At 72.0% G+C, this 19,496-nt stretch carries 19 protein-coding genes; 6 read left to right on the top strand and 13 right to left on the bottom strand.

Annotated elements, in window-relative coordinates:
• Positions 1–241: 241 nt before the first annotated feature.
• A complete protein-coding gene (locus E4N62_RS40980) occupies positions 242–898 on the bottom strand; it encodes a M15 family metallopeptidase (RefSeq protein ID WP_230222980.1) in 657 nt (218 codons plus the stop codon).
• Positions 899–1,078: 180 nt separating this feature from the next.
• On the opposite strand from E4N62_RS40980, the gene E4N62_RS40975 reads away from it, so the two are divergent.
• Entirely contained in the window at positions 1,079–2,107 is a 1,029-nt protein-coding gene (locus E4N62_RS40975; RefSeq protein WP_230222978.1) for an SDR family oxidoreductase, read from the top strand.
• 135 nt (positions 2,108–2,242) lie between these two features.
• Here the strand turns inward: E4N62_RS40975 and E4N62_RS40970 are convergent, their stop codons facing one another.
• Complete coding sequence (locus E4N62_RS40970; protein ID WP_230222976.1) at positions 2,243–2,491, bottom strand: hypothetical protein; 249 nt, start codon at positions 2,489–2,491, stop codon at positions 2,243–2,245.
• A gap of 281 nt (positions 2,492–2,772) precedes the next feature.
• Positions 2,773–3,747 carry a phosphotransferase family protein gene (locus E4N62_RS40965; RefSeq protein ID WP_230222974.1) on the bottom strand — a complete coding sequence of 325 codons (975 nt, stop codon included), beginning with the start codon at positions 3,745–3,747 and terminating at the stop codon, positions 2,773–2,775.
• A gap of 379 nt (positions 3,748–4,126) precedes the next feature.
• On the opposite strand from E4N62_RS40965, the gene E4N62_RS40960 reads away from it, so the two are divergent.
• The 4 genes from E4N62_RS40960 (at position 4,127) to E4N62_RS40945 (ending at position 8,585) form a co-directional block, all read left to right on the top strand.
• Complete coding sequence (locus E4N62_RS40960) at positions 4,127–4,621, top strand: FBP domain-containing protein (RefSeq protein ID WP_184902632.1); 495 nt, start codon at positions 4,127–4,129, stop codon at positions 4,619–4,621.
• Positions 4,622–4,726: 105 nt separating this feature from the next.
• On the top strand, positions 4,727–5,983 hold the full coding sequence (locus E4N62_RS40955) for an aromatic acid exporter family protein (RefSeq protein ID WP_230222972.1): 1,257 nt from the start codon (positions 4,727–4,729) through the stop codon (positions 5,981–5,983).
• A gap of 44 nt (positions 5,984–6,027) precedes the next feature.
• On the top strand, positions 6,028–7,188 hold the full coding sequence (locus E4N62_RS40950; protein ID WP_230222969.1) for a GyrI-like domain-containing protein: 1,161 nt from the start codon (positions 6,028–6,030) through the stop codon (positions 7,186–7,188).
• A 155-nt stretch (positions 7,189–7,343) separates the two neighbouring features.
• Positions 7,344–8,585, top strand: coding sequence for a lactonase family protein (locus tag E4N62_RS40945; protein ID WP_230222967.1), 1,242 nt, complete (start codon positions 7,344–7,346; stop codon positions 8,583–8,585).
• Here E4N62_RS40945 and E4N62_RS40940 read toward each other — a convergent pair.
• Both E4N62_RS40940 and E4N62_RS40935 read right to left on the bottom strand, forming a co-directional pair.
• Complete coding sequence (locus E4N62_RS40940; RefSeq protein WP_230222965.1) at positions 8,553–9,278, bottom strand: DUF2470 domain-containing protein; 726 nt, start codon at positions 9,276–9,278, stop codon at positions 8,553–8,555. The genes E4N62_RS40945 and E4N62_RS40940 overlap by 33 nt on opposite strands.
• 162 nt (positions 9,279–9,440) lie before the next feature.
• A complete protein-coding gene (locus E4N62_RS40935) occupies positions 9,441–10,049 on the bottom strand; it encodes a TetR/AcrR family transcriptional regulator (RefSeq protein ID WP_184902622.1) in 609 nt (202 codons plus the stop codon).
• A gap of 117 nt (positions 10,050–10,166) precedes the next feature.
• On the opposite strand from E4N62_RS40935, the gene E4N62_RS40930 reads away from it, so the two are divergent.
• Positions 10,167–11,723: a cytochrome P450 gene (locus E4N62_RS40930; protein ID WP_374117203.1), complete on the top strand. Its 1,557-nt coding sequence runs from the start codon at positions 10,167–10,169 to the stop codon at positions 11,721–11,723.
• On the opposite strand, the gene E4N62_RS40925 is transcribed toward E4N62_RS40930, so the two are convergent.
• The 8 genes from E4N62_RS40925 to rhaS all read right to left on the bottom strand — a co-directional run bounded on the left by E4N62_RS40925 (position 11,695) and on the right by rhaS (position 19,441).
• Positions 11,695–12,534, bottom strand: a complete 840-nt coding sequence (locus E4N62_RS40925; RefSeq protein WP_230222963.1) for a pentapeptide repeat-containing protein — start codon at positions 12,532–12,534, stop codon at positions 11,695–11,697. The two genes, E4N62_RS40930 and E4N62_RS40925, sit on opposite strands and share 29 nt — an antisense overlap.
• A 59-nt stretch (positions 12,535–12,593) precedes the next feature.
• A complete protein-coding gene (locus E4N62_RS40920; protein WP_230222961.1) occupies positions 12,594–13,346 on the bottom strand; it encodes a PIG-L deacetylase family protein in 753 nt (250 codons plus the stop codon).
• A 9-nt stretch (positions 13,347–13,355) separates the two neighbouring features.
• On the bottom strand, positions 13,356–13,841 hold the full coding sequence (locus E4N62_RS40915; RefSeq protein ID WP_230222959.1) for a GNAT family N-acetyltransferase: 486 nt from the start codon (positions 13,839–13,841) through the stop codon (positions 13,356–13,358).
• A gap of 36 nt (positions 13,842–13,877) precedes the next feature.
• Complete coding sequence (locus tag E4N62_RS40910) at positions 13,878–15,179, bottom strand: alpha/beta fold hydrolase (protein WP_230222957.1); 1,302 nt, start codon at positions 15,177–15,179, stop codon at positions 13,878–13,880.
• Between the two features lie 145 nt (positions 15,180–15,324).
• Entirely contained in the window at positions 15,325–16,350 is a 1,026-nt protein-coding gene (locus E4N62_RS40905) for a LacI family DNA-binding transcriptional regulator (protein ID WP_230222955.1), read from the bottom strand.
• Between the two features lie 119 nt (positions 16,351–16,469).
• Positions 16,470–17,894 (bottom strand): BNR repeat-containing protein, encoded by a 1,425-nt coding sequence (locus E4N62_RS40900; protein WP_230222953.1) that lies wholly within the window; start codon positions 17,892–17,894, stop codon positions 16,470–16,472.
• 92 nt (positions 17,895–17,986) lie between these two features.
• Positions 17,987–18,307, bottom strand: a complete 321-nt coding sequence (locus E4N62_RS40895; protein ID WP_030043960.1) for an L-rhamnose mutarotase — start codon at positions 18,305–18,307, stop codon at positions 17,987–17,989.
• Positions 18,308–18,358: 51 nt separating this feature from the next.
• Positions 18,359–19,441, bottom strand: coding sequence for a rhamnose ABC transporter substrate-binding protein (gene rhaS, locus E4N62_RS40890; protein WP_230222951.1), 1,083 nt, complete (start codon positions 19,439–19,441; stop codon positions 18,359–18,361).
• Between the last annotated feature and the right edge of the window lie 55 nt (positions 19,442–19,496).

Below are 19,496 nucleotides of genomic sequence, written 5' to 3'. Positions count from 1 at the left end.
ACACAGATCACCGCCATTGTCCCGATCGGAAGGAACACCCCCTGGTAGTTTCCCGTTGAACCAGCCGTGGGTGTGGATGGGACAGTGTCCCCGGGCCTCACCTCTTGCCCACAGGGACGATCGTTCGGCTGAAGCCCTGTGGAGCCTTTCGCCGAGAGGCGACCGCCATCCGCACCCCCACACAGACCGCCCCGACCGTGATTCCCCCGTCCCGGTCGGGGCTTCTCCTTGCCCGGGGTGGTCAGGCGTCGAGTTCCCGCGGTCCGTACAGCGCCGTCGGCGCGCCCGTCGCGAGAGCCCAGTAACGGTCGCCGTACGACCAGTGCCACCACTCCGTCGGGTAGTTGACGAGGCCCGCCGCGCCGAGGGCGGCGCCGAGCGTCTCCCGGTGGGCGCGGGCTTCCGCGGAGATGCCGTCCGCCCCCGTGTAGCAGGCTCCGTCACTCTCCTCCGGGCTCGCGTTGACCCGCGTACCGAGGTCGAGTTCGCGGCCGTCGGCGTCCACGAGGGTCAGGTCCACGGCGGCACCCGCGGAGTGCGGGGCTATCTCGGGCGGGGAGACATAGCGGCTGGCCGCCTCGCGGATGTGGTCGGCGGGCCAGTCGGGGTGGAGGGCGCGCTGCTCGGCCGCGTACCGCTCGAAGTAGGCGCGCTGCAGCGCCGGCGGCCGGTAGCCCTCCACGAAGAGCAGACGCAGCCCGTCCGGCAGCAGGTCCTGGGCCTTGAGCAGCCGGTCGTGCACCTCCGCGCGCAGATGGGCGTAGGCGCCCGTGCCGTCGGCCTTGCGCTCGTCGACCAGCAGTGGACCGGCTCGGCGTACGTCGACGAGCGGCTCGTCCCGGTCGTCGACGGGTACGGCCGCCACCCTCGGGTCGGACATCAGGATGATCTCGGTCATGTACTGATCATCTCCCGCGTCCGACCGGCCCCGGGCGGAATCGGCGGAGTCGGCGGGCGGCGCTGTGTCCCGCGTAGGCGGCGGTTCGTCGGGGTGGCCGGTAGTGGCCGCGTGCATTCTTCGGGCCCGGGTACTCGTGAGCGGCTCCGGAGGGATCGAAGTGCGCGAGAGGAGTCTGCGGTGAACGGAGAATCCGGCGGCAGGATCGTGGTCACTGGCGCCACCGGCAATGTGGGGACGAGTCTGGTGCGGCTGCTCGCGGAGGACGCGCGGGTCGACCGGGTACGGGGCCTGGCCCGGCGGATCCCCGACTGGTCCCCCGCGAAGACGGACTGGTCGGCCGTGGACGTCGGGTCCGAGGAGGCCGATCTGGTCAAGGAGTTCGAGGGGGCGGACGCGGTCGTCCATCTCGCCTGGGCGTTCCAGCCGACACACGACCCGGCCGCCACCTGGCGGACCAATGTGCTGGGCAGCATCCGGGTCTTCGAGGCGGTGGCGAAGGCCGAGGTCCCGACGCTGGTGCACGCCTCGTCCGTCGGCGCCTACTCCCCCGGTCCGAAGGGCCGCGCGGTCGACGAGTCGTGGCCGACGCACGGCTGGCCGGACGCCGCGTACTGCCGGGAGAAGGCGTATCTGGAGCGGGCCCTGGACTCCTTCGACCACGAGCACCCCGGGGTGCGGGTGGTGCGGATGCGGCCCGCGTTCCTGTTCAAACGGGAGTCGGCGAGCGAGCAGCGCCGTATCTTCGGCGGGCGTTTCCTGCCGGGGCAGCTGGCCCGGCCCGATCTCCTGCCGTTCCTGCCCGACATCCCCGGACTGAAGGTGCAGGCCCTGCACACCGACGACGCGGCCCGCGCGTACCGGCTGGCCCTGCACTCCGATGCCCGTGGTGCCTTCAACCTCGCGGCGGAGTCACCCGTGGACGCCGCGCTGCTCAGCGAGGTGCTGGGGTCCCGTCCGGTGCGGCTGCCCCGTGTCGCGGCCCGCTCGGCGATCGCCGCCGCGTGGAACCTGCGGCTGCTGCCCGCCTCGCCGCACCTCTTCGACGCCGTGCTGCGGCTGCCGCTGATGGACTGCTCGAAGGCCCGCGACGAGCTGCGCTGGCGGCCCGAGCGCACGTCGGTGGAGGTGCTGGAGGAGTTCCTGGAGGGGCTGCGGCACGGCGCCGGGGCGGAGACGGAACCGCTGCGGGGCCGGAAGGTCGGCTGAGCACGCCGGACGCGGCCCGGACGCATCCCGGACACGACGGCGCCTCCCCGGGTCCCACCGGGGAGGCGCCGAGTCTCTGCAGGGGCCAGGGAGCGAGGGGCCGAGAGCCGGCCTACGAGGGTCGGGCGACATGCGTCAGCCGGAGGGCTCGTCGGGTACGGGCTGCTCGGGGTTGGCGGAGCCCGACCGCGGGGCGCCCTGTCGTCCGGTACCGGCCTCGTCCGTGTCGGGCACGTCGGCGGCACCTCCGTCACGCTCGTCGGCGGCGGCACGCGTCGGGGCCGCCTCCCACGGGTCCTCGCCCTCGGTCGCCTGCTGGTCGGGCAGGTCCCTCGGTATGGGGTCCGGGTGCTCGCCGGGACCCTCCAGGCGGTGATCGTCCACGGCGTGCTCCTTCCTGCTGTCGTGCACCGCGCGCGGGTACCTCGGCCCGATCGACTCAAACCACGCGGTGTCCACCAGGGGGTGTCTTGAAAGTCCAGTGCGGTGCCCGCGGTGTCCGGTGCGTGCCCTCGGCATGCCGGACGAAGGCCCTCGATGGGGGTCCCCCCGCTCGAGCGAAGTCGAGAGTGGGGGAGGAGCTAGTTGGGTCTTTGGCCGGTGCGGCGAGGGTGCGTGCCGGACACCGCGGGTGCTGTGCGGGACTATCAAGACACCCCCTGGTGTCAGGCGTCCCCGGCCAGCTCGTCCAGGGCGGCCGTCAGATGCGGGGCCACCCGCTCCCGCCGCCAGGCGAGGTCGTCGCCGCCCATGGCGCGCGGCACCGTTTCCACCAGCATGATCAGGTCGAGGTAGCTGCGGTAGAGGGCGTACCTCCGGGCGGCCGACGGCGTGAACTCGGCGACACCGCCCGCCTCTTGATATCCGGTCATGAAGTCGGTGTCCTCCCGGACATCCTCCAGCAGCGCCAGCGAGACGAAGTCCGCGACGGGGTCGCCCCAGAACATGCGCTCGCCGTCGATCAGTCCGCCCACGCGCGCGGTATCGCCGTGCTCCACGAGGATGTTGCCCGGCCACAGGTCGAAGTGGACCAGGCGCGGCACGGTCACCTCGTCGAGGGCGTCGTACGCGAGCTTCGCCGTACGGGCCACCTCGTCCAGGGGGCGGGGCAACCAGGCGCCGAAGCGGTCGGCGTCGTCGAGGACGGCCTCGTACATGGCGGTGAACGCGGTGCGCCAGTCGGGGGCGAGAGGGCCGAGGGCGCCGCTGGGACAGCCGTAGCCGGGGCCGGTGACCCGGTGCAGCCGGGCGACCAGGCCGCCCAGCTCCCGTCGCAGCGCCGCTTCTCGGCCGGTGGGCGGCCCGTCCCAGCCGGTGCCGGGGCAGTGGGTGAGCAGGAGGTGACGGCCCGCGGGCGCGCTCTCGTCGAAGGCGGCCCCGACCACGCGGGGAGCGGGGACGTCGACGGTCGCGGCGGCCCGGCAGAACTCGGCCTCGGCGGCGAGGAGTTCGCGCTCGTGGGCCAGGCCGGGCGTGGTGGGCGGCGGAGGGACCTTGAGGACGAGCCGGGTACCGTCGGCGAGGCGCAGTTCCTCGACCGTGTTGTAGGTGCCGCCGGTGAGCGGCCGGCGCTCGGCGAGACTCTCCGGCGGCAGCCCCGCCGCCGCGAGCGCCAGCCGCGCGCGTTCCTGCTCGTCCACTGCCATCCCCCTCGTCGGTCTGCGCGTGGGGCCCACTCTGCCAGGTGGGCCCCCACGATCACACCGCTCATCCGGCCGCGTGGACGTCCTCCACATAGCGGCCCGAGGCGATGAGCTCGTCCAGTCGGCGGCCCGAGTCCGCGCCGGGGTTCCGCTCGGCGTCATTCGTGCGGAGGGCGCCGGTCGGCCGGGGCCGACGTCCGTGTAGGTGCTCTCCCCCGGGCGTGTGGCCCCCGACGGCCGCACCGACGGAGCCAGCTCTGACAACCCCAAAAACCATTGGCCCCTCCCCCGAAGCCCGCGTACCTTAGGTGAAAACCTAGTGTCCCTAGGTTCCGAGACTGATCATCCCCTTCCCTTCACCGGAGAACAGGCCCTCATGAGGACACTCACCGAGCAGGACATCCGCACCTCCTTCGTCAACTGCTCGAAGGGGGAGGCGAAGAGGATCTTCGTGCCGCGCGATCTGGAGCAGCGGCCCTGGGCGGATCTCGACTTCCTCGGCTGGCGGGATCCCGGTGCGCCCGACCGCAGCTATCTGGTCGCGGAGCGCGAGGGAGGATTCGCCGGTGTCGCGTTGCGGCTCCCCTCCGCGCGGCGCGGGTTCCTGCACCGCAGCATGTGCTCGCTGTGCCTGACGACGCATCCGGGCGGCGGTGTCTCCCTGATGACGGCACGCAAGGCGGGCGCGGCCGGCCGGGAGGGGAACTCGGTCGGCGTGTACATGTGCGCCGACCTGGCGTGCTCGCTCTATGTGCGCGGCAAGAAGGCCCTGGCGAGCGGGAGCCGCTTCGAGGAGAGCCTCACCGTGGAGGAACAGATCGCCCGGACGGTGGGCAATCTGTCCGCGTTCCTGGTGAAACTGTACGACTGAACCCGCCCTGACCTTGTGGTCTTCCGTCCTCCCGTGCGATCACCCAGGTGACTACTGTCCTCGGTCAGGAGTTCGGGGCGCCAGTGGAACGGGAACAGCGCAAGGATGCGAGACGTGCGTGAAGTGTGGGGCCTGATCGACACACGGGTCGCGAAGTGGCGACAGGACCCGGTGATCGTCCAGTCGGTGCGGTCGGCGGCGGCGGCCACGGTGGCCTATGTGGTGGCGCTGCAACTCAGCACGGAGGCGGCGCCCCTGACGGCTCCGCTGACCGCCCTGCTGGTCGTGCAGGTGACCCTCTACTCCACCCTCACCACCGGTATCCGCCGGGTGAACTCGGTGGTCGCCGGCGTCGTCATCGCCATCGGCTTCAGTGTCCTGGTGGGCCTCACCTGGTGGAGCCTCGCCCTGATCATCCTGGCCTCGCTCGCGGTGGGTCATCTGGTGCGGGTGAGCGAGTTCGTGCCCGAGGTGGCCATCAGCGCGATGCTGGTGCTCGGCGTCACCAGGGTCGGCGACACGGCCTGGGCACGGATCCTGGAGACCCTGATCGGCGCGGTCGTCGGACTCGCCTTCAACCTGCTGCTCGCTCCCCCGGTCTGGGTGGAGGCGGCCGGTGAGTCCATCGAGGACCTGGCCCGGCGGATGCGGCGGCTGATGATACGGGTCGGCGAGCAGGCCGCGGGCCGCACTCCGGCGGAGGCCGCGGCGGCCCGGCTGCACGAGGCCCGGGAGCTGGACTTCGACATCGTCGAGGTGGACGCGGCCCTCAAGCAGGCCGAGGACAGCCTGAAGCTCAATCCGCGCGTACGGGAGGGCCTGCTGCACCGGGTGGTGCTGCGCACCGGCCTGGACACGCTGGAGATCTGCACGGTGGTGCTGCGGGTGCTGGCCCGTACCCTCACCGACCTCGCCAAGGAGCGGGAACCGAGCCCGCTGTTCTCGGCGCAGGCGGGAGCCGCCATCGAGCGGCTGCTGGCCGAGATCGGCGACGCGGTGGTCAGCTTCGCGGTGCTGGTCACCACCGACGTCACCCGCAGTGCCGAGTCCGCGGAGGACCGGCTCGCCGCCGAGTTGTCGACCGCCGTCGCGACCCGCGACAAGCTCGCCCAGCTGCTCCTGGAGGACGTCCAGCGCGACCCGAGTCACTGGCAGTTGCACGGCGCCGTGCTGACGGAGGTCAACCGCATGCTGGACGAGATGGACACCGAGCACCGCTCCCAGCGGCTGCTGGAGGAGCTCGACCGCTGCACCCGTGAACAGCGCGAGCGCTCCCCCCGGCTCACGCGCCTGCGCGACCGCGTACACATCGTGCGCCCCCGTCGACGGAACCGGTCCGGCCTCGTCGGACGTACTAAGTGACGCCGAGTACAAGGCGCGACGCGACGACGAGGGGAGCGTACGGAATGGCCGAAGGCACCGTGCGGATCGACGGGACCACACTCCATCTGCCGGGCGGGGTGCGGGTGCGCTTCATCCGCACCCTGCGTCTGCCGGAGACGGGGACGCATCAACTCCCGCCCGGACTGGGCGACTTCCCGATCCGCCGGGTCGAGGACCACCCGCACACCGCTCCCGCCGAGATGCGGGCGCGCGGCGGGGTGATGCTCCCCGTGTATCTGCGCGAGGCGATGTGGCTGCACTTCGGCGGTTCCACGGAACCGGCGGCGCTCCAGGTCGGGGTCGGCAAGGTGTGCGCGGTGTCGGGCAAGCCGTGGACCGGCGCGCTCGCCCGCGATCCGCAGAACTACGTCGTAGTCCCCCGGCAGCCCTGGCTGGACGGCATCAACTCGGGCAAGGGCACGGTCAGGCAGTTCGTGGCCGTGCCTCTCGGCCTCGGTGCCACGGTCGAGGGCCAGGTCACCGGCGAGGAGGTGTTCGGCGGGGTGCAGCTGCAGTCGTTCCCGCTGAACGGCAAGCAGCTGGCGGTGTGGCGGGAGGAGGAGCGGCTGAGGGCCGAGCGGAAGCGCGACCTCGCCGAGCTCGGTACCACCACCCTCTTCGCCGGCACCGGCCCGGTCCCGATGCCGCCGCCGGGTGCCGTGCCGATGGCGCCCCCGGCCACCGGAGCCCCGCTGCCCCCCGCGCCGGGCGGGGGCCCGATGCCGCCGGGTGCCGCGTACCCGATGGCGGCGCCCGCCGCGGCCCCGCAGCGCAGCGGTCCCGCGGCTGCGCCCCGGGCTCCGGCGACGATGGGTCTCGGGGTCGGCGGGTCGATGCGGCAGGAGGTCTACCGGGACACCTGGCCGCGCGGCAGCTGGGCGGAGCGGCCGTCCGGGCGGGTCTTCGTGCATCTGGTGACCCCGCCCGAGTGGCGCCGGATCACCGGGGAGGCCCCGCCGCCGTCGCCCGTGGACCGCGCGGCGTACACCCGGGCCGGGCTCCCGTGGTTCGAGTACTACGACAACGACGCCCACGATCTCGACCCGGCCGACGCCCTCGGCACGGTCAAACCCGTCGGTGACTGGCTCGGCGACGACCTCGATCCGTGGCAGGCACCCGCTCCCGGCCAGGTCAAGCCGCTGGGTGACGCCCCGGGCAAGCCGATCCAGGACGGCGACTGGTAGCCGGCTGCGAGGACCCGAGGTCGGCCACGGCCGACCGCCGCGGACGAACGGCGGGCGTCGCATGGCGCGCGACGCCCGCCTTCGCCTTTGCGCCGGGGTGCTCGGACCCGTCAAGGTGGTGACGGCCGAGAGAAGCGACACCCGAGGTGCGACGAATGACGAGCGAGGCGGTTGGCAACCGGGGCGGCTGGAGCAGGCGCCGCGCCCTGGGGCTGTTGGCGGGAGCCGTACCGGCCGTCCTGGCGGGCTGCGCGGGGTCCGACGGGACGACCGGTTCCGCGACGAACGCCCCGACGGCTCCGTCGGCGGAGGCCGGGGCCGGGTCGGGCACCGAGTCCGCGACGGCCGAGCCCTCCCCCGCCCGCACCGGTCCCCAGCCGCTCTACATCGGCACGTACACCTCCGCCGAGGGCGGCGGCGACGGCATCGGGGTGGCGACGTACGACCCCCGGAGCGGTCGTGTCACGGGTGAGGGGACGATCGGCGGGGTCGGCGACCCGTCGTACCTCGCCGTGCACCCGGACGGCCGGACGCTGTACGCCGTGAACGAGCGGCCCGAGGGCGGGGTGACCGCCGTACGGCTCTCCGACCGCAAGGTGCTGGGCACCCGGAGCAGTGGCGGCGAGGCGCCCTGCCATCTGTCGGTGCACCCGAGCGGGCGGTGGCTGCTGAGCGCGAACTACGGTTCGGGCAGTGTCGCCGTGCACCCCGTCGAGGAGTCGGGCGCGCTGGGCGAGCGCACGGACCTGGTGGTGCACAGCAGTCCGGCGCCTGGGCCGGGCCAGGACGGGCCGCACGCGCACCAGATCGTCACGAGCCCCGACGGCGGCCATGTCCTCGCCGTCGACCTGGGCACCGACACCGTCTACACCTACCGGCTGGACGAGTCCCGCGGCACGCTCACCGAAGTGTCCCGGGCGCGCCTGCGAGCGGGTGCGGGGCCCCGGCACCTGACCTTCCATCCCGAGGGGCGGTACGCCTATCTGGCCAACGAGGTGGACAACACGGTCGTGGTCTGCGCCTACGAGCCCGACCGGGGGCGGCTCGCGCCGGGCCCGCCGCAACCCACGGGCACGGGTGCGGGCACCAACTACCCGGCGCAGCTGGTCGTGACGCCGGACGGCTCGTACGCCTATCTCGCCAACCGGGGGCACGACAGCCTGACGCGCTACGCGGTGGAGGCGAACGGCGCACGGCTGAGGCTGCTCGACACCGTTCCGGTCGGCGGCGACTTCCCGCGCCAGATCGCCCTCTCGCCCGACGGGGGCCTGCTCTTCGCCGCGTTGCAGCGGTCGAGCGCGGTCAGCGTCTTCGAGGTCGACGTGGACAGCGGTGGACTGCGGCGCGCGGGCGCGCCGTTCGCGTCACCCGTCGCCGTCTGTGCGCTGCCGCTGTAGGGCGCGCGGGCAGGACGCGGCGCTCGCCTGGGAGAGCAGGATGTGCATCCGCTCGGTGAGCTGCGCCATGTCGTCGGCGGGCTTGTGGAAGGTCAGGCGTACGTCGCCGTTGCCGCGGGCCCGTTCGATGCGCAGGGTCAGGCCGTGCCGGTCGACGGCGAGCGGCTGGACGCGTACGGCGCCGTGCAGGCTGTCGTGCGGTACGAGCCGGGTGAGGCGTTCGACGGCGTCCGGGTGGACGTCGGCGAGGTGGGTCAGCAGCCGGGACTCGGCCGTGGCCAGCGGATCCGGTGCGGCGGCGGCGAACTCGTCGAGGTCGACCACGACCGCGCCGGAGGGCTCGCGCAGCACGATGCGGGTGGCCTTGAACTCCAGGTCGCCGTCCTTCGGCGCGAACCAGCCGGCGATCCACAGCCGGGCCCGGATGCGGTTGCGCACGGGGACGGGCGCGACGTCGGCGAACTCCAGCACGGCGGACGGCTCGCCGCGCGGGGCGCAGATCGTGGCGGCGACGAGCGTACTGTCCTCGGGGACGCTCAGGATCACCCGGCCGCCCTCCGTGACGCTGTGCGCGCCGACGAACTCCTCGCGGCCGCCCTCGGCGGTCACCGCGCAGGACCACGCCGCCGCGAGCACCGAGCGGGCACGCTCGGCCGCGGCGGGCGCGGCCGTCCAGGTGTGACGGTCACCCATCCCAAACCTCCATTAGGTAAGCCTTGCCTAACCTATCGAAGATCGGGGCGTACGCCAACCACCGCGGGACAGCCTGTGGACTTTCTCCATGGACTTCCGTTCGCCGCGACGAACCGGCCGCGGCGCCGGCCGGGAGCCGGCGAGGGGACGGGAACCCCGAACTCAGGGAACGAGAACCCCGAAAAGGGCCCGCGTACACAGGTCGCGCACCTGTTCCCGGGACAACTCCGAGCCCCTCAGCCACTCCAGACAGACCGCCGTCGTGAACGACAGCCAGCCGCGCACGGCGAGCCGCATCTCCGGCCGCCCGTCGAGGGCCGCCGCGAACTCCGCGTCCGACGCCAGGGCCGCCAGGATCTGAGCCTCCTGGGCGGCCAGCGCCCGCTGGTAGACCTTGCGCACGGTCTGGTCCCCGGTGGCGTCGGCGCGATGGAAGGCCCGGAAGCCGTGGGCGTGGTCCTCGACGTACGCGAGGAACGCGTCGAGCCCGTTGGCCAGCCGCTCACGCGCCGAGCCGCCGGGCGCGGGAGTCATGATCCGCAGCATCCGCTCGCTCTCGCGCTCCACCACGGCCGCGAAGAAGACCCGCTTGTTCGGGAAGTAGTGGTAGAGCAGCCCCCGGGAGACACCGGCGATCTCGGCGACCTGCTCGATCCACACGTCGTCGTACGGACTCTCCGAGAAGAGCCGGGCCCCGACCGCGAGCAGCTGCTCCCGCCGCTCCTCGGTGCCGAGCCGACGACGGGGGCGCTCACCCTGCCTGGCTGCCATGCCGTCACTTTACTTGACGCGGATTCAACAGCGGGACGAGACTGGGACAGTTATTGAACCCGAGTTCAACAAGTCGCGGCGGCCCCGGCACGGCGTGCGCGCGAGGGAGAGGTGGTCATGACGGCGACGACGGGGACCACGACCACCAGGGGTTTCCGCAGCGCGGAGCTGGGCTGGCCCGAGCTGCACCGCATACCGCACCCGCCGTACCGGATCCCCGTCATCGGCGACGCCCTCGGGACGAATCTGCGGACGCCCGTCCAGGAGTCCCTGCGGCTCGGGCGGCGGCTCGGACCGATCTTCCGGCGGAAGGCGTTCACCAAGGAGATCGTGTTCGTCGGGGGCGCGGACCTCGCGGCCGAACTGGCGGACGAGTCACGGTTCGCCAAGCACGTGGGGGTGGGCGTCGCCAATCTGCGCCCGGTGGCCGGGGACGGGCTCTTCACGGCCTACAACCACGAGCCCAACTGGCAGCTCGCCCACGACGTCCTCGCCCCGGGCTTCAGCCGGGAGGCCATGGCCGGGTACCACCCACTGATGCTCGACGTCGCCGAGCGGCTGATGGACCACTGGGACCGGGCGGGCGAGGCCGGCGAGACCGTGGACGTGCCCGGTGACATGACCAAGCTGACGCTGGAGACGATCGCCCGCACCGGCTTCGGCCACGACTTCGGCTCCTTCGAACGCTCCCGGCCGCACCCCTTCGTGAAGGCGATGGTCGGCACCCTGACCTACGCCCAGCGCCGCAACGTCGCCCCCGACCCGCTGGTGCCCCTGCTGCTGCGGGACGCCGCCCGGCACAACCGGGCGGACATGGCCCACCTCAACGAGACGGTCGACGCGGTGGTGCGGGCGCGGCGGTCCTCCGCCGGCACCGGGGGCCGACTCGGTGTCCGTGACGCCGGGGCCGGAAGCGGTGATCTGCTCGACCGGATGCTGGAGACGGCGCATCCGGAGACCGGGGAGCGGCTGTCCGCCGAGAACGTCCGACGGCAGGTCATCACCTTCCTGGTCGCCGGGCACGAGACCACCTCGGGCGCCCTGTCCTTCGCCCTGCACTACCTCGCCCGGCACCCGGACCTGGCGGCCCGCGCCCGCGCCGAGGTGGACCGGGTGTGGGGCGACACCGTACGGCCGGGCTACGAGCAGGTGGCCAGACTGCGGTACGTGCGCCGGGTGCTGGACGAGGCGCTGCGGCTGTGGCCGACGGCGCCCGCCTTCTCCCGGGAGGCCCGCGAGGACACCGTACTGGGCGGGGTCCATCCGATGCGGCGCGGCGCCTGGGCGCTGCTGCTGACGGCGATGCTGCACCGCGACCCGGCGGTGTGGGGCGCGGACGCCGACCGGTTCGACCCGGACCGCTTCGAGGCGGCAGCGGTGCGCTCGCGGGCACCGCACACGTTCAAGCCGTTCGGTACGGGAGCCCGGGCCTGCATCGGCCGCCAGTTCGCGTTGCACGAGGCCACGCTGGTGCTGGGCCTGCTGCTGCGCCGGTACGAGCTGAGCCCGGAGCCGGGGTACCGGCTGCGGGTGGCGGAACGGCTGACCTTGATGCCGGAGGGGCTGCGGCTGAACGTGGAGCGGCGGAAGGGGTGGTGGGCGGGCCACCGCAGAGCAGCCGTCACCGCCGTCCCCGGCGTCGCCGTCACGCTGTCCAGTGACCGGGGCGGGTGACTGAGGTCGGCAGCCGGGTACCGGCGGTGCCGCGGGCCGCGTTGAGCTGGGGCTGGGTCAGGAAGAACGCGCCGGTCAGGTCCGCGTCGGTGAGGTCGGTGTCGCGGAGGTCGGCGCCGATCAGGTCCGCGCCGCGCAGATCGGCGCCGGTCAGGTCGGCGGCTATGAGGTAGGCACCCCGCAGGTCGGCCTTCCTGAGGTCGGCCCCTTTGAGGCGGGCACCGATGAGGTCGGCCCCCCGCCGGTTCCGCCCGCGTCCGGCGCCGGCGCGCATGAGGTCGCTGACCTTCAGCAACAACACGTTGACGCGCTGCCGGTGCGCGGCGACGTCCAGCTCCGCCAGTTCCTCCGCCGTCCCCCCGGTCAGCCGCTCGGTCTCGTCGAGCGCGCGGCGCAGGTCGGCGTGCACGGGACGGGCGGCGGGGAGGGTGAGTGACTCGGTCAAGTACCAGAGCAGTTCGTGGAGTTGACGCATGACTGGGAAGACATCGAACATCCGCCGGGCGTGCTCGCGACCGCCGGTGCGCCAGCTCTCACCCCCGAACGTGCCCTGCGAGACCTTCTGTCCGGCGCCGAAGCAGTCGTAGACCGTGCAGCCGGTGAACCCCTCGCCCCTGAGCCGGCCGTGGATGCCGCAGCGGAAGTCCTCCGCGAGGTTGCCGCACGGCCGGCCCGCGGCCTTGTCGACGGCGAAGTCGGCCGAGCGGGCGAAGGGCAGGGCGACGCAGCACAGGCCGAAGCAACTGCCGCAGTCCGCGCGCAGATCACGCAGGTCGGGCGCGCGGCGGGCCGCACCGGATGTCTGTTCCATACGGCTCACCCTAACGAGAACTCACCGAGGGGTCCGCCGTGCGCCACGGGCCCCGCACGTCACCGGGGGAACACCTCGAAGGCCACCGCGGGCCGCCCGCCGAACCGCTCGCCCGTGCCGCGGGCGTACCCGGTGAGGAATTCGCGGGCGTAGGTCTCCGGGTCCTCCTGCGTCAGTGCCTCGATATAGGTGCGGTGCTCCAGTAGGGAGGCGACGGCGCGGTCGAGGCCGGGGCCGGCGTCGACGGCGTGGGTGGGGCTGGAGGAACCGGCGACGGCGACCCAGCGGACGCCGTCCCAGGGCTCCAGCCCCTGTTCGACGAGTTCGGGGAAGATCCAGCGGTTCCCCGCGTCCCCGGCGGCGTCCAGGGTCGCGCGGCCCACCGCCACGTGGTCGGGGGTGTTCCAGGCGACGCCGCCCCAGGTGTCGCGGTGGTTGAGGGTGATGAGCAGTTCGGGGCGGTGGCGGCGGACGGCGGCCGCGATGTCTCGGCGCAGCGTGGGCCCGTACTCGACGACGCCGTCCGCGTGGTCGAGGAACTCGACCTCCGACACGCCCACGACGGCCGCGCTCGCCCGCTGCTCCCGCTCCCGCAGCGGTCCGCACCGCGCGGGTTCCAGCGTGTCGATGCCCGCCTCGCCACGGGTCACCAGAACGTAGGCGACCTCACGGCCCGCGTCGGTCCACGCCGCGATCGCCGCCGAGCACCCGTACTCGAGGTCGTCCGGATGGGCCACGACGGCAAGAGCACGCCGCCAGTCCTCGGGCATGGGCGCGAGCTGCTCCGGCTGAACCTTCTGAGGGGCGGTCATGTCGGCACACTAGCCCCTGTACGCCGGCCCCGCGCGAAGCGGATCCGCGCTCCCACCGCCCCCTGAATCCCCCTTCATCACGCGATACATGCCGATCGAGTCGTGCGTGGCGGTGTCGGCGAAGCCGAACTGCTCGTAGAGGAAGCGGGCGGGGCCGTCGGCGATCAGGGAGACGTACGCCGTGGCGGGGGCCCGGCGTTCCAGTTCGCCGGTGAGCGCGGCCATGATGCGCTTGCCGAGGCCGCGGCCCTGGTGGGCGGGGTGGACGCAGATGTCGACGATCTGGAACGCGGTGCCGCCGTCGCCGATGACCCGGCCCATCCCGATGGGCTCCCCCGCGTGCCGGAGTATCACCCCGTGCCAGGTGTGCGGGAGGGCGAGGGCCACGGCTTCGGGGTCCTTGTCGGAGAGACCGGCATCGGTGCGCAGACGGCGGAAGACCTCGACGGAGGGCACGCCGACACTCAGTTCGTAAGGGTCACTATCACTTGGCATGCATTACATGCTAGGCGGTGACGCCGAACGCCGACGTCACACCTCGTCCCGTGTGAGCGCCAGCAGGCGGTCCAGCACCCTCGGGCCGCCCGCGCGTACGCCGTCGTGTTCGAACTCGTCCGTGACCCAGGTGCGCAGGCCCCGGATCGAGCGGGCCGTCCGCAGGGAGTGTGCGGTGTCGACGTACATGTCGTCGTGGTAGATCGCGGCGGCGACCGGGACCTCGTTGGCGGCGAGTTGCTCCGGGTCGTACAGGGGCAGCCAGCCCCGCTCCTCGGCCAGAGCCTCGGCGGTTTCGCGCAGCGGGCGCAGGGCGGGGTCGTTGTCGAACATCCAGGGGTGCACGGACTCCCCGGTGAACAGCACCGGACCGTCGCCGGTCAGTGCCTTGGCGGCGTCGAACTGCGGGAGCCGCCCGCGCACCCGCTCCGCCGCCCAGCTCGTGGGGCCCGGGTCCTGGCCGTAGATGGCCTCGTGCAGGAGGGCGTAGAGAGGGTGGCCGGCGTACGACAGCAGGCCCTGGACCTCCTCCTGGAAGGAGTCGGAGAGGGCGGGGCCCCGCAGAGTGGGGACGAAGGCGTTCTCCAGCAGGAAGTGCAGGCGGTGGCTGCCGTCGCCGCGGCCGAGGAGGATGCCGAGGGACTGGAAGGCCTCGACGGTGAAGCGGTAGCCGTTCGGCAGGACGACGTCGTGCTGGAGCAGGTGCTCGGCGATTCGGCGGGCGCGCTCGACGTCCTGGGGGTAGCGGGCGTAGTGCGCGGCGACCTTGCGTTCGATGCGCGGGAACGCGGCCTGGTAGACCTCCTCGGCGGTCGCGTCGAGGGAGGGCAGTCCGCCGGTGATGACGACCCGGCTGAGGCCCTCGGGCGCCTCGGAGAGATAGGTGACCGCGCAGAAGCCGCCGAAGCTCTGGCCGAGGACGGCCCAGGGGGCGCCGCCGGTGATCTCGGGGCGGATGGCCTCGCAGTCGCGGACGATGGAGTCCGCGCGGAAGTGGGCCAGATAGTCGGCCTGTTCGACGGGGCCGCCGCGCAGCGGGAGGGTCTGGCGGTTGGCGGGGGTGGAGGCGCCGGTGCCACGCTGGTCCAGGAGCAGCACGCGGTAGTCGTCGAGGGCCCGTCCCAGCCAGGCCTCGCGGCCGACGAAACGGTTCGCCCCGAAGCCGGGGCCGCCTTGCAGATAAACCAGCCAGGGCAGTTCGGCGTCCGCCTTGTCGCTCGCGACGACCTCGCGTGCGAAGAGTTCGATCCGCTCCCCCGACGGGTCGTCGTGCTTGAGGGGAACGGTGAAGCGGCGGTCGGTGAGAACGACACCGGGCTGCCGGTAGCTGACGGACAACAGAGCTCCCTGAGCGGACGGATTCCAGGCCGTGGTCCAGTCCAGCACAGATTCTCCGCCCGGCCGACCCCGTGGATCAAGAAATTGTCGCTGAACCCGGGATCAGTACGACGGCCGCCCTCGTGCGCGCCTACTGAACGGGCACTCAGCGCGCCGCGAGGCTGGAGCGCCGCACCACCAGTTCCGGCTGGAGGACGACCCGCCGGTGCTCGTGCGGGACGGGCGCGGTCTCGGCCTCGGTCTCCTCCAGCAGGAGCTCGGCGGCGAGCGCGCCCATCGTGACGGCGGGCTGCCGTACGGAGGTGAGGGGGACGGCCGCGGCGGCGGCGAACTCGATGTCGTCGTAGCCGACGATGGCGAGGTCGTCGGGGACGCCCACCCCGGCCGCGTACATGGCCTGGAGCACGCCGAGGGCGAGCAGGTCGTTGGCGCAGAACACGGCGGTCGGGCGGTCGGCGAGGCCGAGGAGGCGGGCGCCCGCGTCTCGGCCGGCGGCCACGTCGAGGCGCTCGGTGGGCAGTTCCCGCAGGGCCTCGGGGCCGAGTCCCGCCTCCTGCAGGGCGCCCAGGGCGCCGGTACGGCGGTCGCGGACCTGGTTGAGACCCGCCGGTCCGCTGACGTACGCGATGGATCGGTGGCCCGCGTCCACCAGATGCCGTACGGCGAGGGCGCCGCCCGCCACGTCGTCGACGGAGACCGAGCACTCGGTGGTGCCCTCGGCGACCCGGTCGACGAGGACGAAGGGGATGCCGTGGCGGCGGAACGCCTCGATGTTGCGTCCCGTGGCGTCGGCGGGGGTCAGCAGCACCCCACGCACCCGCTGCTCGGCGAAGAGCGAGAGGTACTCGGACTCCTCACCGGCGCTCTGCGCGCTGTTGCAGACCATCACGCCGAGTCCGGCGTCGCGCGCGGCCCGCTCGGCACCGCGCGCGACGTCGACGAAGAAGGGGTTGCCCATGTCGAGCACGAGCAGCCCCATGATGCGGCTCCGCCCGGCCCGCAACTGGCGCGCCGACTCACTGCGGACATAGCCGAGGCGGTCGATGGCGGCCAGCACACGGGCCCGGGTGCCGGAGGCCACCGAGTCGGGCCGGTTGATGACGTTCGAGACCGTGCCGACGGAGACTCCGGCGGCGGCGGCGACGTCCTTGATACCCACCGACTGCGACATCGGACGGGGACCTCCAGGAAGGTACGGAGCGGCGGGCATACGTTCACATTACCGCCGGGCCTCAGCGGAAATGACCCGGTCAGCGGCGGAACGTTCCCGGCGTACGGGAGTACGACGGATCAGGCGGGCAGGGCGAAGTCGATCACGCGGAGCGCCGACGGTGTGGTGCCGCTCGACTTCACCTGGTACATCACGGACAGGACGTTGTCCTGGGCGATCCGGGTCTCGTCGAACACGACCTCGCCGAAGGCGTTGAGCCCCGAACCGTCGAACAGGATCCTCCAGTCGGTGTGCCCGGAGGCCACGGAGGCTCCGGCGATCCGGCCGAACGGGAAGATCGCGTAGGCGTTGTTGTACTTGTCCATGACCAGCTTGGTGCGCTGGCTGGAGTTCAGCGGCACCGGTATCTCGGTCTTCGCCCAGGCGCCGGAGGAGCTCTTGCGGACGAGGAAGGCGCGGCCGTTGGCCGTGCGGTTGGCGACGTAGTTCGTGGTGCACTGGCCGAAGCGGCCGGGGACGTAGCTGATGATGGCGTGCGGTCGGCCGGCGGAGTCGGTCCACTGGCTCTCCTGGTTCATCAGGGAGTGGTCCGGGTTGAGCGCGTCCACGACGAGGCCGGCGTCGGTGACGGAGACCCGGTCGGAGCCGCCGGTGGTGCCGACGACGGTGCCCGCGTTGTTGCGCCAGGTGCGGCCGCGGTCGTCGGAGTAGACGTAGCCGGTGTCGTGGTTGGTGATGCCGCCGCTGTTGCACATGACGCTGTTGCTCTGCTCGCGCCAGGTGAACAGGGCGTGCAGGCGCCCGTTGCGGTCGTAGTCGATGCCGTGCAGGTACATGTTGCGGGCCGTCGAGGAACCGTGCTCGCTGGTGTAGGTGCCGGTGGAGGACGTCCACTCGCCGAGGTTGGTCCAGGAGGTGCCGTTGTACTCGGCGAGCGCGTTGCGGCCGTTGCCGGAGATGCCGGCGCGGTAGCTCAGCTGGAGCTTGCCGTCGGGCATCGAGACGAACTGCGGGTAGGTGAACTGCGAGGTGAGCGCGAGCCCGTCGAGGGTGGACTGCGGAGCACCGAAGCGGCTCGTGGTCCAGCTCAGGCCGGCCGGATCGTCCATGAGGCCGGCGACGGACTTGACGTAGGTGAAGCCGTCGCTGTGCGAGTCCATGTTGAGGTGGAGGCGGCCGTCGACCTTGGAGACGCCCATGGAGATGACGTTGTGGGAGTCGTTGTACCGCAGGGTGTGGCCGACCCTGACGGTGGACCAGGTGCCGGAGCCGAGAGCGCGGCGGCCGACGACGGCGTTGCGGTCGGCGGCGTACCAGACGGCGTACTGGTAGCCCTTGTAGGTGAGCAGGGCGTTCTTCTGGAACGCGTTGTTGTTGACCAGTCCGTCGTAGGAGACGAAGTAGATGGCCTGGCTGTCCAGCAGGGTGTTGCCGGTCTGGGTGACCGAGGGGCCGGGGTCGGCGGCACGGGCGGTGGCGGCGCCGAGGGAGGGGGTCACCACGGCGCCGGCGAGTGCGGCACCGAGCAGCGTTCGTCTCTTCATCTCGGGGGACTCCGTCGTCGAACGAGAAGGGATACGGGAGGGGGGCAACAGGGTTGCGAGAGGGAGTTGCGTGAGGGACTTGCGGGAGGGGTTCAGGCGAGGTGGAAGACCTCGGTGAGCGGCTTCATGGCCTCGTCGGGACGGGCGCCGTCGAGGGACTCGAAGAACGGGGCCATCTCCTTCTGCCAGCGGGCGTTGACCTCGGCGGCCTCCATGCCGGCCAGCGCCGCCTGGAAGTCCTCGGTCTCCAGGTAGCCGACCAGCAGGCCGTCGTCGCGCAGGAAGAGAGAGTAGTTGTGCCAGCCGGTGGCCGAGAGTGCTTCGAGCATCTCCGGCCACACGGCGGCGTGCCGCTCGCGGTACTCGTCGATCCGGTCCTGGCGGACCTTGAGGAGGAAGCAGACGCGCTGCATGAGATACCGCTCCTGGGGGGTGAGGGGGTGGCTGTAACGCGTGGGCGGTGATCAGAAGTTGAACTTGTCGATGTTCTCCTTGGTGAACACGGTGGGCTTGCCGAGGCTGATGACGCCGTCCTTGCCGATGGTGTACTCACCCATGTCTCCGGCGGTGAACGTCTCGCCCTCCTTGCCGGTGATCTGGCCGGAGACCAGCGCCACGGCGGTACGGGCGGCCAGCTCGCCGAGTTTCGCCGGGTCCCACAGCTCGAAGCCCTCGACCGTGCCGTCCTTGACGTACTTGCGCATGTCGTTGGGGGTGCCGAGGCCGGTCAGCTTGACCTTGCCCTTGTACTTGGAGCCCGACAGGTACTGGGCGGCGGCCTTGATGCCGACCGTGGTCGGGGAGATGATCCCCTTCAGGTTCGGGTACTCCTGGAGCAGGCCCTGGGTCTGCTGGAAGGACTTCTGGGCGTCGTCGTCACCGTAGGCGACCTTGACGAGCTTGATGTCCTTGTACTTGGGGTCCTTGAGTTCGTCCTTCATGAACTCGATCCAGGTGTTCTGGTTGGTCGCGGTCTGCGCGGCCGACAGGATCGCGATCTCGCCCTTGTAGTCGATCTGCTCGGCGAGCAGCTGGACCTCGGTGCGGCCCAGGTCCTCGGCGCTGGCCTGCGAGACGAAGGCGTTGCGGCACTCCGGCTTGGTGTCGGAGTCGTAGGTGACGACCTTGATGTCGTTGCTCATGGCCTGCTTGAGCGCGGTGCACAGGGCGCCCGGGTCCTGCGCGGAGACGGCCATGGCGTCGACCTGCTGCTGGGTGAGCGTGTTGACGTAGTTGACCTGGCCGGAGGTGTCCGTGGCGCTGGAGGGACCGACCTCCTTGTAGCTGGAGCCCAGCTCCTCCAGGGCCGCCTCGCCGCCCTTGTCGGCGGAGGTGAAGTAGGGGTTGTTGACCTGCTTCGGCAGGAAGCCGACGGTCAGGCCCTTCTTCAGCTCGGCGTTCGGGTCGGCCTTGCCGGTGGCCGCGGCCGAGGCGGAGTCGTCCTTGACGTCGCTCTTCGTGGTGCCGCCGCAGGCGGTGACGGCGAGGGCGAAGGAGGTGACGGCGGCGAGAGCCGCACAGGAACGGCGGAGGGTTGCCTTGCGCATGGGAGTTCCTTTGATACTGAGGGGCGGTCGGTTGGGCGGTACGGAGTCGGCGGTG

This window comes from Streptomyces sp. MNU76 (assembly GCF_020982545.1).
Classification (GTDB): Bacteria; Actinomycetota; Actinomycetes; order Streptomycetales; family Streptomycetaceae; genus Streptomyces.
The sequence above is the reverse complement of the archived record's forward strand: the minus strand, read 5'-3'. Positions and strand labels throughout refer to the sequence as shown.

Excerpts from the sequence above, each read along its gene's own strand:
- E4N62_RS40980 (WP_230222980.1), bottom strand. The coding sequence starts at position 898 with ATGACCGAGATCATCCTGATGTCCGACCCGAGGGTGGCGGCCGTACCC.
- E4N62_RS40960 (WP_184902632.1), top strand. The coding sequence starts at position 4,127 with ATGAGGACACTCACCGAGCAGGACATCCGCACCTCCTTCGTCAACTGC.
- E4N62_RS40955 (WP_230222972.1), top strand. The coding sequence starts at position 4,727 with ATGCGAGACGTGCGTGAAGTGTGGGGCCTGATCGACACACGGGTCGCG.
- E4N62_RS40950 (WP_230222969.1), top strand. The coding sequence starts at position 6,028 with ATGGCCGAAGGCACCGTGCGGATCGACGGGACCACACTCCATCTGCCG.
- E4N62_RS40945 (WP_230222967.1), top strand. The coding sequence starts at position 7,344 with ATGACGAGCGAGGCGGTTGGCAACCGGGGCGGCTGGAGCAGGCGCCGC.
- E4N62_RS40940 (WP_230222965.1), bottom strand. The coding sequence starts at position 9,278 with ATGGGTGACCGTCACACCTGGACGGCCGCGCCCGCCGCGGCCGAGCGT.
- E4N62_RS40935 (WP_184902622.1), bottom strand. The coding sequence starts at position 10,049 with ATGGCAGCCAGGCAGGGTGAGCGCCCCCGTCGTCGGCTCGGCACCGAG.
- E4N62_RS40930 (WP_374117203.1), top strand. The coding sequence starts at position 10,167 with ATGACGGCGACGACGGGGACCACGACCACCAGGGGTTTCCGCAGCGCG.
- E4N62_RS40925 (WP_230222963.1), bottom strand. The coding sequence starts at position 12,534 with ATGGAACAGACATCCGGTGCGGCCCGCCGCGCGCCCGACCTGCGTGAT.
- E4N62_RS40920 (WP_230222961.1), bottom strand. The coding sequence starts at position 13,346 with ATGACCGCCCCTCAGAAGGTTCAGCCGGAGCAGCTCGCGCCCATGCCC.
- E4N62_RS40915 (WP_230222959.1), bottom strand. The coding sequence starts at position 13,841 with ATGCCAAGTGATAGTGACCCTTACGAACTGAGTGTCGGCGTGCCCTCC.
- E4N62_RS40905 (WP_230222955.1), bottom strand. The coding sequence starts at position 16,350 with ATGTCGCAGTCGGTGGGTATCAAGGACGTCGCCGCCGCCGCCGGAGTC.
- E4N62_RS40900 (WP_230222953.1), bottom strand. The coding sequence starts at position 17,894 with ATGAAGAGACGAACGCTGCTCGGTGCCGCACTCGCCGGCGCCGTGGTG.
- E4N62_RS40895 (WP_030043960.1), bottom strand. The coding sequence starts at position 18,307 with ATGCAGCGCGTCTGCTTCCTCCTCAAGGTCCGCCAGGACCGGATCGAC.
- rhaS (WP_230222951.1), bottom strand. The coding sequence starts at position 19,441 with ATGCGCAAGGCAACCCTCCGCCGTTCCTGTGCGGCTCTCGCCGCCGTC.